This is a genomic window from Pontibacter sp. LHS1 (genome assembly GCF_058932855.1).
In genome coordinates this window covers 13,323-28,307 of the sequence record NZ_JBZYWF010000009.1, presented here as the reverse complement: position 1 = coordinate 28,307, position 14,985 = coordinate 13,323, and the positions used below count along the sequence as shown (strand labels likewise).

Genomic DNA, 14,985 nt, shown 5'->3' with positions numbered 1-14,985 from the left:
ATTAACAAGTCCCTATATTTGGGTTCTTTTAGATTAAAAAATCACACGCAAACTGCACTTAACTTTGTTAAGTATAGTTAATGCAAACAAAAAGCTGACACACGCGTCATGAACATACTTTTAATTGCCGCTTTATTTATAGTAGCATACCTGATCGGATCAATCTCTACCGCCGTCTGGATCGGCAAAGCTTACTACGGAATTGACATTCGCCAGCACGGTAGTGGTAACTCCGGAGCAACAAATACATTCCGGGTGTTGGGCAAAAAGCCGGGCACTATCGTGATGCTGATCGACATTTTTAAGGGGTGGGTGGCTACTTCGCTGGCAGCTTTATTGGTGATATTCAATGCGATTCCGGCTGAGGATTTGATCATCTATCAATTGGCAATGGGTGCACTGGCAGTGGTAGGTCATATCTTTCCGGTATACGAGCGCTTCAAGGGCGGAAAAGGAGTGGCAACTTTGCTAGGTATGATGCTGGCCATACACTTGGAAGTGGCACTGATGTGCATGGTTATTTTTGTGATCGTCCTCTTTACATCCAGGTATGTGTCGCTCGGGTCTATGATCGCTGCACTTGCATTCCCGATACTCTTATTACTCCCGCGCTTCCATCCTGACAACCCGATTCTGATCATATTCGGATTTGTGGTATTTGCCGTGGTGGTATTAACGCACCGTAAGAACATCAACCGCCTGATAAACGGCGAAGAAAGCAAAGCCAACATTAAGCTGGGGCTCCGCAAATAGGTATAGCAGATAGGTACAAGCATTCTAAAAGCCACTCTTTCCCAAGGGTGGCTTTTTTCGTACCTTTAGGGCAAGACATTTATCTAGACTATGAATCAATATATCACTGACAACAAAGACCGATTTATAAACGAACTGCTGGACATGCTGCGCATACCTTCCGTAAGCGCCGACCCTAAGTTTAAGCAGGATGTATTGCGCACAGCTGATTTTGTAGCCCAAAAGCTGCGCGAAGCTGGTGCTGACAAGGTGGAACTGTGTGAGACCGGCGGTTACCCGATTGTATATGGCGAGAAAGTAGTAGACCCTTCTTTGCCTACAGTACTGGTATACGGTCACTATGATGTGCAGCCTGCTGACCCTTACGAACTATGGCACTCGCCTCCATTTGAGCCTGTGATCAAAGACGGCAAGATATACGCCCGCGGTGCCTGTGACGACAAAGGCCAGATGTACATGCACGTGAAGGCATTTGAAGTGATGATGCAGAACAACGCCCTGACCTGTAACGTGAAGTTCATGATCGAGGGTGAAGAAGAAGTGGGCTCTGCCAACCTGGCTACGTTCGTGAAGAACAACAAAGAAAAGCTGGCCGCCGATGTGATCCTGATATCTGACACTGGTATGCTGGGCAATGACACGCCTTCTATTACAACTGGCCTGCGTGGTATGAGCTACGTGGAGGTAGAGGTGACTGGTCCGAATCGTGACCTGCACTCTGGGCTATACGGTGGTGCTGTGGCGAACCCGATCAACATTTTGTGCCAGATGATCGCCTCGATGCATGACGAGAACAACCACATCACTATACCTGGCTTCTATGACAATGTGCAGGAGCTAAGCCAGGAGGAACGTGCCGAGATGGCCCGTGCCCCTTTCAGCCTGGATAAGTATAAGCAGGCACTCGACCTGCCGGATGTACACGGTGAAGAAGGCTACACGACCATGGAGCGCAACTCCATCCGTCCGACACTGGATGTGAACGGCATCTGGGGCGGCTACACCGGGGAAGGAGCCAAAACGGTTATTCCTTCGCAGGCCTTTGCTAAAATCTCGATGCGCCTCGTACCGAACCAGACATCTGAAGAGATCACAGAGAAATTCAAGAAGCACTTCGAAAGCATTGCGCCGAAAAGCGTAAAAGTGGTAGTTCGTCCGCACCACGGTGGTGAGCCAGTGGTGACGCCTACCGACTCGGTAGCTTACCAAGCCGCTGCAAGAGCCTATGAAGATACTTTTGGTGTAAAGCCGGTGCCGGTACGCAGCGGTGGATCTATTCCGATTGTGGCTATGTTCAAATCTGAACTTGGTCTGGATTCGGTGCTGATGGGCTTCGGTTTGGACACAGATGCGATCCACTCACCAAACGAGCACTTCGGTGTATTCAACTTTATGAAAGGTATAGAGACGATCCCGCAGTTCTATAAATACTATGCGGAGATGAGCAAGTAAGCATCTTCGCAAAAGAATAACAGCCCTGTTACTTAACTGAAGTAGCAGGGCTGCTTTGTTTTTGGGTATAGCGGTTTAAGCTATAGCGGACTGCCCTTACCAGTTACCCGGCCGGCGTGAAGGTAACATAAAGCCAATGGAGAGTTGCCACACGAGGTTGCGCTGGCTTAGGTCTGCTTTAGGAAATGGACGCAGACTGGCTGTGTGACGTACGTTCAGAAAGAAACCGCTCTCGAGCATCAAGCCACCGCCTATAGCATAGCCGGCATCAAAGCTGTTAAAGTCATCCCGGCTGAAATCTTCGCGACCAAGAACTACAGGAGGGTCTATAGAGGGATCGGTGCTGACAATGTTGACCTTGTTGCCGACATTGAGCAGATAGCCCATGTAAGGGCCGGCTTCTACAAATAAAGCCGCTTTCTGCAACTTGATCATGAGGGGAAGTTCTACATAATCAAGCCTAAGGTCACCGGTGAGGGCAGTCTCAGTAGCTGTGTTTAAAGTATAGTTGTCATAGGTAAAACCTTTGCGACTGAAGTGTAGTTCGGGCTGCACTGATAAGCGGGAGGCAAACTCGTAGGCGAACACAAAAGCACCATGTATACCTGCCAGGTGGTTGATTTGGTCAGAGGGGGCATCGGAGCCAACTGCTTTGGAGAAGCCGCCCCCAGCCTTTACGCCGTAGCGGTAATACTGAGCCTGCACCGAAAGTGAAGTGACTAGCAACAAGGCCGTCAGGAGTATGATCTTTTTCATAGTTTCGGGTATAGTAAAAAATTAGGTATAGAGCTGTTGTTAATAGTACTCCTGAGGGCGGCATTTAGTTAAGAAACAGGTATAGGAGGTATAGCCGGAAACAAAAAAAGCCGCCGGGTGCTCAGCATCCGGCGGCTTTGATTACTGGAAAAGATAATTAGCGGCTCGTTGGTATTGCAAATCCCACTGTCACCATAAAGGTCGAGTGGCGGGCGTTGGTCAGGTCTCCCTCGAAGTTCACGTCTTCCTTCACAAAATCACTGAAGGCTCCGTTGTAGCGTACGCCAAAGCTGATGGCATTGTTAGCGGAGGTGAAGCCGATGCCAGCGGCGTAGCCTACCTCAAACTCAGAAAGACCTTCTTTGCTTTTCTCGTCCCGGTTAGTCGACTGCAGCGTACCGTTTATATACGTTCTGGTTTCATTGTTCACGCTCAGCAGGTATGAGGCCTGTGGACCAGCTTCGAAGTATAGCGGGCCAGCCTTAATTCTGGCTAACACAGGAACATCCAGGTAGTTGTAGTTTACCTTGCCTTCGCGTCTTCTGGTTTGACCAAGAAGACTGAATTCAGAATCCTCATTCTTAAAGCCCTTCACAGAGTATAGCAACTCAGGCTGTATCGAGAAGAAGTTGTCGACAATGCCGAAGTTGGCCATGATACCGGCATGAAATCCGACTTTGTTGTTGAAGCGGTCTTCGTCACGCAGGTCGCCTGACAGGTTAGAGATATTCGCACCACCTCGTATACCGAAGCTTGCGTTTTGTGCCTGGGCACTAAATGCAGTAGCTACTGCAAACACGAACATGAATAATAGCTTTTTCATAATTTGGAATTGGTTATTTTGGTATAATCTGAGCAATATACGTGCAGAACAATATTATTATTGAGCAAGTGGAGGGGGTATTTTTGAGGATAATGACTCATCTGTTTGAAAACCAGCTTGATAATTTTTTAGTTATTGCACTCTTTTTCGCTGCTTCTGCTTTCTCTTTCTGTAGAACAGATACACTATACTCTAGTACAGCCGATCAGTCGGTTTGTTCCAAGATATTGGTGAGCGTAGTGAATCTGTGAGTAGAGAGGAGGTGAAGCCGATATATAGCAGGAGGTATAAGGATGTCTCTTATAGAAGAAGCCCCGGCGAAAACCGGGGCTTCAGTAATATAGTTTTATTTTGTACTAATAGCGCTTTTATCTGCCGCCAAACAGGTAGCCGAGCGTCAGCATGAATACGTCATTACGATAGTTGCCTATGTTTGTGTTGTCATAAAGCTTAGAAATATCGCCATTGTAACGAACGCCAATGCTTAAGCCTAGCGGAGTAGCCTGCAAACCAATACCGGCAGCATATCCAAAACTAGTACGTTTGTAGTCATCTAAGTCTTCGGTAATAGTCGTGTTATTCAAATCCACTTCACCGCCTATCCTGAACGACACCTGTGGGCCAGCTTCAAAATAAAGCGGACCAGCATTCACACGGCCTAGCACCGGCACATCCAGGTAGTTGATTTTCCACTTCACATCATCTGCACTGGTTTCGGCACCCTTCATGGAATAAAGTACCTCTGGCTGTATCGAGAAAAAGTTGTCAACCGATAGTGGGAAGTTAGCGGTCAGACCAGCGTGTCCACCCCAGATGCGATCAAGGTTATCGGCATCAGATCCGCCAAAGCCAGCATAATTCACACCCGCCCTGATACCTAATCGTGGGCCCTGTGCATGTGCCGCAACCACTGTGGTCATGGCTAAAACGAGCATTAAAATTTTTTTCTTCATAGTAGTAAATGGTTAGTAGGTTAAGTGTATTACCGCCAGGTCTTGTCTTCTTCGGTCTAAGTTCCTGACGTCCCATATTACGCAGCCTCCCAAGAAAAGTCTAAAAAAGTTTAAGATTTTGGTTTGGATACAGTGCAATTGGGAAAGCAAATTAAAACGGTATTAAAAAGAAAAGTTCAACCCCCTTTTAGGATGTTGAACTTTGTAAGTATTTAATATATAGATAGTTGCGTTTTGAGGTGTGTTAGCCTGCCCAGCCGTCTCTGTCTAAGCTGCGGTACTGAATAGCTTCTGCTAAATGTTCAATTTTAATTTCTTCACTATCAGCCAGATCGGCGATGGTACGGCTCACTTTCAGGATGCGATCATAGGCGCGGGCCGAAAGCCCGAGACGCTCCATGGCGGTCTTCAGTAGCGTGCGTCCGGCATCAGATATCTGGCAGATCTCTTTCACCATCTGCGAGGGCATCATAGCGTTGGAGTGCATGTAATCAAATTCATGGAAGCGCTCCCGCTGAATCTCTCTCGCCCGTACTACGCGCTGTCGTATGGTCTCACTGTCTTCTGACTTCCGGGTTGCGGTCATTTCGTCAAAAGTTACAGGCGTTACTTCTACGTGCAGGTCTATTCGATCGAGCAGTGGGCCGCTCACCTTGTTGAGATAGCGCTGCACCAGGCCAGGGGCACACACGCACTCTTTCTCGGGGTGGTTGTAAAATCCACACGGGCAGGGGTTCATGCTGGCAATGAGCATAAAGTTGGCCGGAAAATCCAAGGTGGTTTTGGCTCTGGATATAGTGACACGGCGCTCTTCTAATGGCTGACGCATCACCTCCAGTGCAGTGCGCTTGAACTCTGGCAGCTCGTCTAGAAAAAGTACCCCGTTGTGAGCCAGGGAAATCTCACCTGGCTGCGGTATACCGCCACCGCCTACCAGGGCCACATCAGATATGGTATGGTGCGGTGCCCGGTATGGTCGGGTAGAAAGCAGCGAAGAAACTTCGCCCAACTTGCCTGCCACTGAATGTATTTTGGTTGTTTCCAGCGCCTCGTGCATCGACAGTGGCGGGAGGATAGAAGGTAGTCGCTTGGCCAGCATGGTTTTGCCCGCTCCCGGAGGTCCGATCATAATGACGTTATGACCACCGGCGGCGGCGATCTCCAGCGCCCGCTTGATGTTCTCCTGCCCCTGCACATCCGAAAAATCGGCCGCGTATTGGTTTGCCGAGTTCTGAAACACATCGCGGGTGTCTACTTTTACAGGTTGAATGTCTAGCTCATCATTCAGGAAGTCGATAGCCTCTTTGATATTCTCTACTCCGATCACATCCAGATTATTCACAATCGCCGCTTCACGGGCATTACGGGAAGGCAGTATGATGCCTCTAAAGCCCTCTTTTCGAGCCTGAATGGCAATCGGAAGCACGCCTTTTATTGAGCGAAGCGAACCGTCGAGAGACAGTTCCCCCATGATCATGTATTGTGAGAGCTTATCAGCCGCCATTTGTCCCCCGGCAGCCAGCATACCCATCGCGATGGTGAGGTCGTAGGCTGCACCTTCTTTCCGGATGTCGGCAGGCGCCATGTTGATGATCGTCTTCTGGCGTTTGAGCTTGTAGCCGTACTGGCCTAATGCCGATTCGATACGCTGTTCGCCTTCTTTGATGGCATTATCGGGTAGGCCAACCAGGAAGTACTTAGCGCCGGCGCTTACACTCACTTCCACGGTTACGGTATAGGCGTTCACGCCTTGTACAGCGCTGCCAAACGTCTTAATAAGCATAGGGGTTAGATGTTGATCTATAAATGCAATTTTGATAATTCAGATTCGCAACACCGCTTAGCGGTAATTGATTCCGGGGAATGGAAGTAAAAGTATGGAAAAGATAGTTATGCAGGTTACAAGGGGTAGTATTGCTATTGCAGGTATAGCTTCGCCTGTGCAGCGGGCACTCACTACACCTGCCAGCGGTCTGTGACCTTTACTACAGCGATTATGCTTTGAAATTGGTAGTAGCAAAAGTCACCCTTTGAAGGGGGCAGGGGGAGGACAATCGTGCATAAGAATCCTGAGAATCCTTGGGGTAGGGGCCCTATGTAGAGATTCAGACAGGCTATACCTCCAAGACCACTACCCGCAAATCCGCTTCTCAATCAGCAGGATCAGGATATGGATGACTTTGATGTGGATTTCTTGTACGCGGTCGGCGTAGCCCTGGTGTGGAACGCGCACTTCTACGTCGCAGAAGGCAGCCAGCTTGCCGCCGTCTTTGCCGGTGAGGCCAACCACAGTCATGCCTTTAGCCTTAGCGGCTGCGGCAGCTTTGAGTACGTTGGCAGAGTTGCCGCTGGTGCTGATGGCCAGTAATACGTCACCCTTGTTGCCTAGTGCTTCTATGTAGCGCGAAAAAACATGATCGTAGCCATAGTCATTGCCCACGCAGCTCATATGACTGACGTCGGAGATAGAGATGGCAGGTATAGCCTGCCGGTTGTTGCGGTAACGGCCGGTTAATTCTTCAGCAAAGTGCATGGCGTCGCACATGGAGCCACCGTTGCCGCACGAAAGGATCTTACCACCGGCTGCCACCGCATCAGCCATGGCATTGGCCGCTTTTTCGATGGCGGCAATATTGTTAGGGTCAGCAATAAAGTTGTTGAGCGTCTGTTGCGCTTCCTGCAGCTCCTGAAGTACGATCTGGGTCATGTATTATATTAGTTGCTCGCTACAGCCATCTCCATCCGGACAGATTCTTTGTAGCTGTTGCTTCTGTATGCTTGTTTGCGCTCATACAGATCGGCTTTCAGCTCGTTGATTTTCACCTGAGCCATGTGTCTGTCGTATTTGAGCGACGTAATGTAAAGTTTTCCAATTAACAACTTTATCAGCATTAATCCGGCGCCTACTGCTCCGAGTGCTTTGTAAAGGGTGAGCGCCTGTTCTTCAGTCGCAATCTCAAATATGGCTTTATGGTCCAGCAAGTTTGTTAGCAAAAGTGCTATAAACATAGCGTAGCAAAACACGACCACGTCAGAGAGTGTCTTAAGTTCTTTCATGCTTTAAGGTTGGATTTTGGTGCAAAACTGTTTCGGGCTAAGCTATAAAAAAATATGAATATACCGAAATGTTAAGACCAAAATTTAATTTAAAGCGATAGTTGGTAACACAAAAGCACTAAATGCTACTATGACACCAGTTGCATTTGTGTAAGTTTTGCGTACAATCCGCCGAGTTGCAGCAGCTCCTCATGACTGCCGCGCTCTACAATGCGGCCCTGTTGTAATACTACAATCTCGTCGGCGTGCTGTATGGTGCTTAGTCTATGTGCGATTACAATTGATGTTCTGTTCTTCATCAGGTTGGTCAGCGCTTCCTGTACCAGTTTCTCCGATTCCGTATCCAACGCCGAGGTTGCCTCGTCCAGAATCAGGATCGGCGGGTTCTGCAGAATAGCCCTTGCAATGCTCAGGCGCTGGCGCTGTCCGCCGGACAGGCGGCTGCCACGGTCACCGATCATGGTCTGGTAACCATCAGGCGTCTTCACTATAAATTCATGCGCATTGGCGATCTTAGCTGCCGCTATTACTTCTTCTTCTGTAGCGTCAGTTTTATTAAAGGCGATGTTATTAAAAATACTGTCATTGAAGAGGATTGACTCCTGCGTCACCACGCCCATTTTGTCGCGCACAGACTCCATGGTATAGTCACGTATGTCGTGCCCGTCGATCAGGATAGCTCCTGCAGTCGGGTCGTAGAAGCGCGGAATCAGGTCGGCCAGGGTTGATTTGCCCCCGCCGGAAGGACCAACCAGTGCCACGGTCTTGCCTTTCTCAATGCTGAGGTTGATGTCCTGCAGCACAGCATGATCGCCGTAGCTGAAGCTCACATCCCGGAACTCGATCTCGTGACGGAACTCCGGCAGTACCTTCGCATTGGGCTTGTTCTTTACCTGTGGCTCTGTGTCGATCACCTGCAGGATGCGGTCGCCGGATACCAGGCCACGCTGTATGTTGCTGAATGCCGCAGACATGGCCTTCGCCGGCACGAGCACCTGCGAGAACAGGATAATGTATGTTATAAACTCTGCTGCGCTCAGTTCTGACTCCTGATTCAGCACCATGGTGCCACCAAAGTATAGGAGCAAGGCAACTACCGTCACACCCATAAACTCCGAGAACGGAGAAGCAAGATCACGCTTGTAGGCAATAGAGCGTTGTAAGCGAGCGTAGCGACTATTCTGGTCATGGAACTTGTCGAGGATATACGGTTCAGCATTAAAGGCTTTGATCACCCGGATGCCGCTCAGCGTTTCATCAATAATAGTCAGGATAAAGCTCAGTGACTCCTGGCCTTGCTGGGCGGCCCGCTTCAGGCGCTTGGCTATACCTGCGATGAGTATACCTGAAAGTGGAAGAAGAATCAGTGTGAAAAGCGTGAGCTTCACCGACATGGTAAAGAGTACAACAAAGAAAGCGATAATAGAGATCGGCTCCCGGATAACCACCGTCATCGTGTTCACCACAGAGTTTTCTACTTCCTGAATGTCCACGGTCAGGCGTGTCATCAGGTCGCCTTTGCGTTCGTTGCTGAAATACCCCATGTGCAGCTGCGTCACCCGTTCGTAAGTGGCATGGCGAATTTTCTTCACCACATGTGCCCGGAGAGCGCCTACCACCCTAAAAGCCAGGTACTTGAATAGGTTAGCCAGGAAAACCGAGATCACCACAATCACACAGACAAAAAGCAACGCACCTTGCCGTCCCTGCTCCAGGATTACCTGTCCGAAATGGAAGTTAAAGAAGTCTTTGAAATACTCGAGTGAGAGGCTAAAGTCAGGCTTGGTTGTCACCATGGTCGCAGCTTCATCGGCGCCCACTGTGCCGAAAAGCACGTTGAGTAGCGGAATGAGCAGCGTAAAGTTGAGTAGGCCGAAAATGATGCCCAATATGGTATAAATAGTATAAAGCGGCACAAAGCGGCTATAGGGCTTTGCGAACTGCAGTATCCGGAGATAAGTCTTCATGTTGATATAGGCCATCCCAACCTGTCGCAGGTATAGGAGGCTGCTCCGATTGCCGCCCGTAACACACACGGGAAGCTTGCCGGAAGTTTTTAAGTATTAATGAATTACAATATTGTAGGCTGTGCTATACCTGCGGTATGCTAAGCCGCTGCAAAGATAGCTAAATTAGGACAGGTATGTATAGCGAGCTTTTAAAACGAAAACGGGGAGCCTTTATTACCAAAGACTCCCCGTTCAGGCTATAGCTATACCTGCTGATTAAAATTCATGCAGGCGTTGGGCAATGTTCCAGCGTAGTGCCACGGAGGTAAACACAGTGTTTTTGCTCAATGTGCTTACATCAGCCTCGGTGCGGCGAATGATGCCTTTCAGGTCCACGAACAGGTTGTGCTTGAACTGATAAGTGGCCGTCAGGTCGAGGTGCAGCTGGTTGGTGGTGATGCCCTGTGCGATCTCGTGCCCATAGGGGCGGGGTCTTAAGTTATAGTCCAGGTTCACGTTGTTACCCCAGTTGATGGTGTCGCCTTCTGGCGTAATCTCGTCCTGGCCAAAGCGGGTAGCAATGGCCTTGCCCACCAGCTGGAGGCGTGGAAGTGGCTGGTAGCGTGCTATACCTACAAACTCATACAGGTTGGCGCCCATCGGGTGGGCCAGTGGCTGGCGGTTGTGCTGGTAGTTGGAGCTGCCGTCGCGGTGCTGATAGGTATAGGGACGGATGATATTCACCTCACCCTGCAAGTCTAAATTAGAAAGACCGAATGCATCGATGTACTTCGCTCCGATCTGACCGGCTTGCTTGTTGGCCCACCAACCGTTGCCGCCTGTTACTTCGTCTAGCACAAACTCGTCGAGCACCAGTTGGCCATAAAGCTGGGCTGTGTTGAAGAGGTTCCAACGGAAATCAAGACCAAGCAAGGCATTGTCTTGGCTGCCCAGGTTGTGCTCTACACTACGGTAGAAAATCACAGGGTTGAGGTACTGCAACTCAAACTTGCCTCGCTCACGACCAAAGATGATCTGCTCAAACAGGCCCAGGTTGAAATTGTCGGTGATGTTGATGCCCAGGCGGTGCAAGGCCATGTACTTCTTAGGCAGCAGGCGGTCGCCGCCCCCTCTGCGACGGTAGTCTGCGGTCAGCTCCTGGAAGAGGTTCATATAGTGCAGGCGCCATACGCGGGTGTTCAGTTTCAGGAAGAAAGCTGGCGGAGCGTAGTCGGAGTATACCAGTGAGCGGTAGCCGTCGCCGATGAAGTGGCGGTCGTGACCCAGCTGTATTTCCACGTGCTTCGAAAGGGAGTAGTTCATGTAGCCGCGAGCTGTCAGGAAGTCGTAGCCGTCGCCTTTGAAATCTTTCCAAAGTCCTTCATGCGGCACCACGCCATCACGACGAATGCGGTCTACCACATAGTCGGCAAAGCGTGCCTGGTTCTCTCCAATAAAGGTATAGAAGCCGAAGCGGTTGTCAATGCTACCCTCTAGCTGTACACCCCTGGTGTTGACGTAGCGGACGCCGCTGCTCTCGCTGTCGTTGCCCAGCTCCAGGTGCAGCACCGGGTTCACACGGAGGGTAAAGTCCTCGGAATCGTAATGGTAAAGGTCTGTTTTATTGCGGTAAAAAGTGTTGAAGATCGGGCGCTCGCTGATGTTGTCGTTTGCCTGGGTGGTGTAGTTCCAGTTGTCGTTGAGCAGGTACTGGATGTTGAACATATCGGCATTAGAGCGCGGCTCACCTATGGCAGCTTCGGCTAGTTCGGCGACCTCTCTGCGGCCGATCGGGCGCACGTTGGTGTGCAGCTGCGGTACTTTTGTACCCAGTTTGATCTGGTAGCGGTCGATCAGGTGGTAGGTATCGCGGTCGTAAGGCACGTACACATCCTGCGCCTGCACGGTAGGTATAGCCAGCAGACTAAGTGCCATAGCGGCAAATATATTTCTCATAAGAGGAAAGTTCTAATCAGGGGAAAGCGATTTGTAAGGTACTTATTTAGAATTCACAATATTAACAAAAACACATGAAATTGCATGATGCAGATTGCCGAAAGCAGGTATAGGTCAGCCTTATACAGGTATAGCATCTGCCGGGTTTAACGTTTTTGGCGGCCGGAGATTGTCGTACGCCCGAAAGACCTTATCTTTAGGTCATTAAAAACAGCCATGTCCATGCAAAACGATAACCTGCATATACTCACAGCAACCCCTTCGCTTGCCAACCATTTTGTAGCCGAACTACGCGACGTATCGGTGCAGCACGACAGCCTGCGCTTCCGTCGTAATCTGGAGCGACTGGGTGAGCTGCTGGCCTACGAGATATCCAAAACGCTGCCTTACGAATCCCGCGACATCGTAACGCCACTGGCTACGACGCAAACTCAGCTGCTGACAGCTCAACCGGTGCTGGCCACTATTTTGCGGGCCGGATTGCCTATGTACAACGGCATGCTTAACTACTTCGATAAGGCCTACAGTACGTTTGTTGGGGCTTACCGGGTAGAAGAGCAGAACACTGAGTTGCAGATCAACATGGAGTACCTGGCCTCGACAGACCTGCACGACAAGATCCTGATCCTGGCAGACCCGATGCTGGCCACGGGGCGCTCCCTGGTAAAGTCTTATAAAGGAATGCTGCGCCACGGCAAGCCGGTGCAAGTGCACATTGCGGCTGCCATAGCCTCACCGGAAGGGATAGCTTATGTGCAGCAGGAGGTGCCGGAGGCGCATATCTGGCTTGGTGCCATGGATGATCACCTGAACGAAAACTTCTATATAGTACCTGGTCTGGGCGATGCCGGCGATCTGGCTTTCGGTCCGAAGGTATAGGTATACCTACCAGCTATGATCAGGCCCTATACTCCAACCGACCGGGAAGCGCTTCTGCAAATACTGCGACTCAACACGCCAGCTTACTTTGCGCCTGAAGAGGAAGCCGACTTTGTGCTATACCTGCAGGAGCGTAGGGAAGACTACTTTGTGATAGAAAAGGGAGGAGAGTTGGTGGGTGCCGGCGGCATCAATTACTTCGATGGCTATACCTGGGCCAGGCTATCCTGGGACCTGATTCACCCTGCATTTCAGGGCAAAGGTATAGGGCGGGAGCTCACGCTGTTTCGCATCTCAAGGTTGAAGGAAAAGCCCGCTATGCAATGGCTGCAGGTACGGACAAGTCAGTTGGTGTATCCATTTTACCAGAAGCTTGGCTTTGAGCTGGAGAAAGTGGAGCAGGACTTTTGGGCGAAGGGAATCGACCTATATCAAATGAAAATGAATCTGGGCGCTTAGAGCCTGCACATAATTAAACTCGCATCAGCGTTCAGTAGGGGATTGGAGGAGCTTCTCAAATACATGTCGGTATACCTGATCAGCATGGTCAAGTTCATTGGCGGGCCTTTGGCAGGGATGTCGCTGGGTATGGCTTACCTCGAAACCGTGCTCCTGACCGTAGCCGGCATGATGACCAGTGTGCTGGTGTTTTCATTTGTTGGGAGAGAAGCTGCCCGGTGGTATTCCCGGTATCGGCGAAACTACAACCGACCAGTTTTTAGCCGCAGGAGCCGCCGGGTGGTGCGTATCTGGCGCAACTTTGGCGTTGTGGGCGTTGCCTTCTTCACGCCGCTATTTCTTACACCTGTTTTCGGTACTGTGGTAGCTGCAGTGTTTGGCGTGCCACGTCGCCAAATCTTCCTGCACATGCTCTGGAGCGGCACCATGTGGGGCTTTGTTTTGACAGGCCTGGTGTATCGTTTTCAGGAAGTAGCGCTGGAGTATCTGTAAACAAAAACACCCCGCCACATCGGGCAGGGTGCTTATCTTATCTCTTCTTCTTTTTCGTCTTTTGCCAGAACGAGGCTCTGGGGTCGCGCTTGCTCTCCGGGCGCTTTTTAGGTATAGCTTTCTTCTCGTGGAAGGCACCCTTAAAGTCTGGGTTCTCGCTGCGCTTCTGGTGGTCAATGTCACGGGCGATGGCCTGCTGCTCTTCAAAAGTGATATCGTGAATTTTTACTTCCGCAGGCATTGGCTCCTCTGGTATCTGCATCCGTATCAGTTTCTCGATTTTCCGGATATGGTACATCTCCGCAGGGTTCGCAAAGGTAATGGCGGCGCCCACATTCTCGGCACGACCGGTACGGCCGATGCGGTGGACGTAGTCTTCGTATACAAAAGGCACGTCAAAGTTGATCACATGGCTCACCATCGTCACGTCTATACCTCTGGAGGCTACATCGGTGGCTACCAGAAAGCGGACTTCACCTCCTTTGAAGGCCTCCATGGAGTTAATGCGCGTGTTCTGCCCCTTGTTGCCGTGGATGGCACGCACTTCGCCGTACCCGCGCCGCTCTAAGAATTTGGCCACGTTCTCTGCGTTTTTCTTGCTTCGGGTAAAAATAATCACCCGGTTGAAAGTGTCTTTGTCCTGAATGAGGTGCTCCAACATGGCGATTTTGGTGCGCAGGTTCGGCACCTGGTACAGCACCTGGCTTACCGTTTCCACAGGCGTGGCCTGCGGTGTCACCTCAATGCGGGTCGGGAACTCCAGGAACTCTTCTGACAGCTCTACCACCTTGGGGTGCATCGTAGCCGAGAAGAGCAGGTTCTGGCGTTTGCGCGGCAGAACTTCCAGCAGCTGGCGGATCTGTGGCATAAAGCCCATGTCCATCATCTTGTCGGCTTCGTCCAGCACCAGCGTTTTGATCTCCTTTAATATAAGCTCGCCTTTCAGGTATAGCTCCATCAGGCGTTTGGGTGTGGCAACGAGTATGTCTATACCTTTATTAATTGTCTCGATCTGGGTTTTGGGTCCAAGTCCACCATAAATAACGGTGTGTCGCAGGTCAGTATACTTGCCCAGCAGCGTGATGTTCTCCTCTATCTGCATGGCCAGTTCGCGGGTAGGCGCCAGAATGACAGCACGCGGGTTGGTGCCCTGCGCATACTTCACTTTCATCAGGATTGGCAGCAGGAAGGCTGCGGTTTTGCCCGTGCCTGTCTGAGCGATGCCCATCACATCGTGCCCGCCCATTATCACAGGTATAGCTTTGAGCTGAATGGGAGTAGGTTTTTCGTAGCCTGCCTCCTCAATAGCGTTGAGCAGCTGTCGGTTCAGCTTAAAATCCTCAAACGTACTTATTTCTTTTTCGGCTTCTTCTGCCATGGTATTTCTAATCGTGTTGATATGCAAAGGTACGGGAAATTTATGGGAGGGGGATATAGCTAGGTGCGTTGTGGAGGA

Annotated in this window: 14 protein-coding genes; 5 read left to right on the top strand and 9 right to left on the bottom strand. The window is 50.4% G+C overall.

What is annotated here, in order from left to right:
- Positions 1 to 108: 108 nt before the first annotated feature.
- Entirely contained in the window at positions 109 to 753 is a 645-nt protein-coding gene (gene plsY, locus AC5FXQ_RS16315; RefSeq protein ID WP_493603486.1) for a glycerol-3-phosphate 1-O-acyltransferase PlsY, read from the top strand.
- Between the two features lie 90 nt (positions 754 to 843).
- A complete protein-coding gene (locus AC5FXQ_RS16310) occupies positions 844 to 2,205 on the top strand; it encodes a dipeptidase (RefSeq protein WP_493603485.1) in 1,362 nt (453 codons plus the stop codon).
- Positions 2,206 to 2,301: 96 nt separating this feature from the next.
- On the opposite strand, the gene AC5FXQ_RS16305 is transcribed toward AC5FXQ_RS16310, so the two are convergent.
- From AC5FXQ_RS16305 to AC5FXQ_RS16270, 8 genes are all read right to left on the bottom strand, one after another.
- The gene (locus AC5FXQ_RS16305) at positions 2,302 to 2,961 is read right to left on the bottom strand and encodes a porin family protein (protein WP_493603484.1); all 660 of its coding nucleotides are present in this window, start codon (positions 2,959 to 2,961) and stop codon (positions 2,302 to 2,304) included.
- Between the two features lie 157 nt (positions 2,962 to 3,118).
- The gene (locus AC5FXQ_RS16300) at positions 3,119 to 3,784 is read right to left on the bottom strand and encodes a porin family protein (RefSeq protein ID WP_493603483.1); all 666 of its coding nucleotides are present in this window, start codon (positions 3,782 to 3,784) and stop codon (positions 3,119 to 3,121) included.
- Positions 3,785 to 4,152: 368 nt separating this feature from the next.
- Positions 4,153 to 4,737 (bottom strand): porin family protein, encoded by a 585-nt coding sequence (locus tag AC5FXQ_RS16295; protein WP_493603482.1) that lies wholly within the window; start codon positions 4,735 to 4,737, stop codon positions 4,153 to 4,155.
- Positions 4,738 to 4,981: 244 nt separating this feature from the next.
- Entirely contained in the window at positions 4,982 to 6,520 is a 1,539-nt protein-coding gene (locus AC5FXQ_RS16290) for a YifB family Mg chelatase-like AAA ATPase (RefSeq protein WP_493603481.1), read from the bottom strand.
- 348 nt (positions 6,521 to 6,868) lie between these two features.
- Positions 6,869 to 7,444, bottom strand: a complete 576-nt coding sequence (gene lpcA, locus AC5FXQ_RS16285; RefSeq protein ID WP_493603480.1) for a D-sedoheptulose 7-phosphate isomerase — start codon at positions 7,442 to 7,444, stop codon at positions 6,869 to 6,871.
- Between the two features lie 8 nt (positions 7,445 to 7,452).
- Positions 7,453 to 7,794 (bottom strand): hypothetical protein, encoded by a 342-nt coding sequence (locus AC5FXQ_RS16280; RefSeq protein WP_493603479.1) that lies wholly within the window; start codon positions 7,792 to 7,794, stop codon positions 7,453 to 7,455.
- A 128-nt stretch (positions 7,795 to 7,922) separates the two neighbouring features.
- Positions 7,923 to 9,761 carry an ABC transporter ATP-binding protein gene (locus tag AC5FXQ_RS16275; protein WP_493603478.1) on the bottom strand — a complete coding sequence of 613 codons (1,839 nt, stop codon included), beginning with the start codon at positions 9,759 to 9,761 and terminating at the stop codon, positions 7,923 to 7,925.
- Between the two features lie 258 nt (positions 9,762 to 10,019).
- Positions 10,020 to 11,699, bottom strand: a complete 1,680-nt coding sequence (locus AC5FXQ_RS16270) for a hypothetical protein (protein WP_493603477.1) — start codon at positions 11,697 to 11,699, stop codon at positions 10,020 to 10,022.
- Positions 11,700 to 11,915: 216 nt separating this feature from the next.
- Between AC5FXQ_RS16270 and upp the strand changes: the two genes are divergently transcribed.
- Genes upp through AC5FXQ_RS16255 form a run of 3 tightly spaced genes read left to right on the top strand, consistent with a single transcriptional unit; the run spans position 11,916 to position 13,529 of the window.
- The gene (gene upp, locus AC5FXQ_RS16265; protein WP_493603476.1) at positions 11,916 to 12,578 is read left to right on the top strand and encodes a uracil phosphoribosyltransferase; all 663 of its coding nucleotides are present in this window, start codon (positions 11,916 to 11,918) and stop codon (positions 12,576 to 12,578) included.
- A 15-nt stretch (positions 12,579 to 12,593) separates the two neighbouring features.
- On the top strand, positions 12,594 to 13,037 hold the full coding sequence (locus AC5FXQ_RS16260; protein WP_493603475.1) for a GNAT family N-acetyltransferase: 444 nt from the start codon (positions 12,594 to 12,596) through the stop codon (positions 13,035 to 13,037).
- Between the two features lie 42 nt (positions 13,038 to 13,079).
- Positions 13,080 to 13,529 (top strand): small multi-drug export protein, encoded by a 450-nt coding sequence (locus tag AC5FXQ_RS16255; RefSeq protein WP_493603474.1) that lies wholly within the window; start codon positions 13,080 to 13,082, stop codon positions 13,527 to 13,529.
- A gap of 37 nt (positions 13,530 to 13,566) precedes the next feature.
- Here the strand turns inward: AC5FXQ_RS16255 and AC5FXQ_RS16250 are convergent, their stop codons facing one another.
- Positions 13,567 to 14,907 carry a DEAD/DEAH box helicase gene (locus AC5FXQ_RS16250; RefSeq protein WP_493603473.1) on the bottom strand — a complete coding sequence of 447 codons (1,341 nt, stop codon included), beginning with the start codon at positions 14,905 to 14,907 and terminating at the stop codon, positions 13,567 to 13,569.
- Between the last annotated feature and the right edge of the window lie 78 nt (positions 14,908 to 14,985).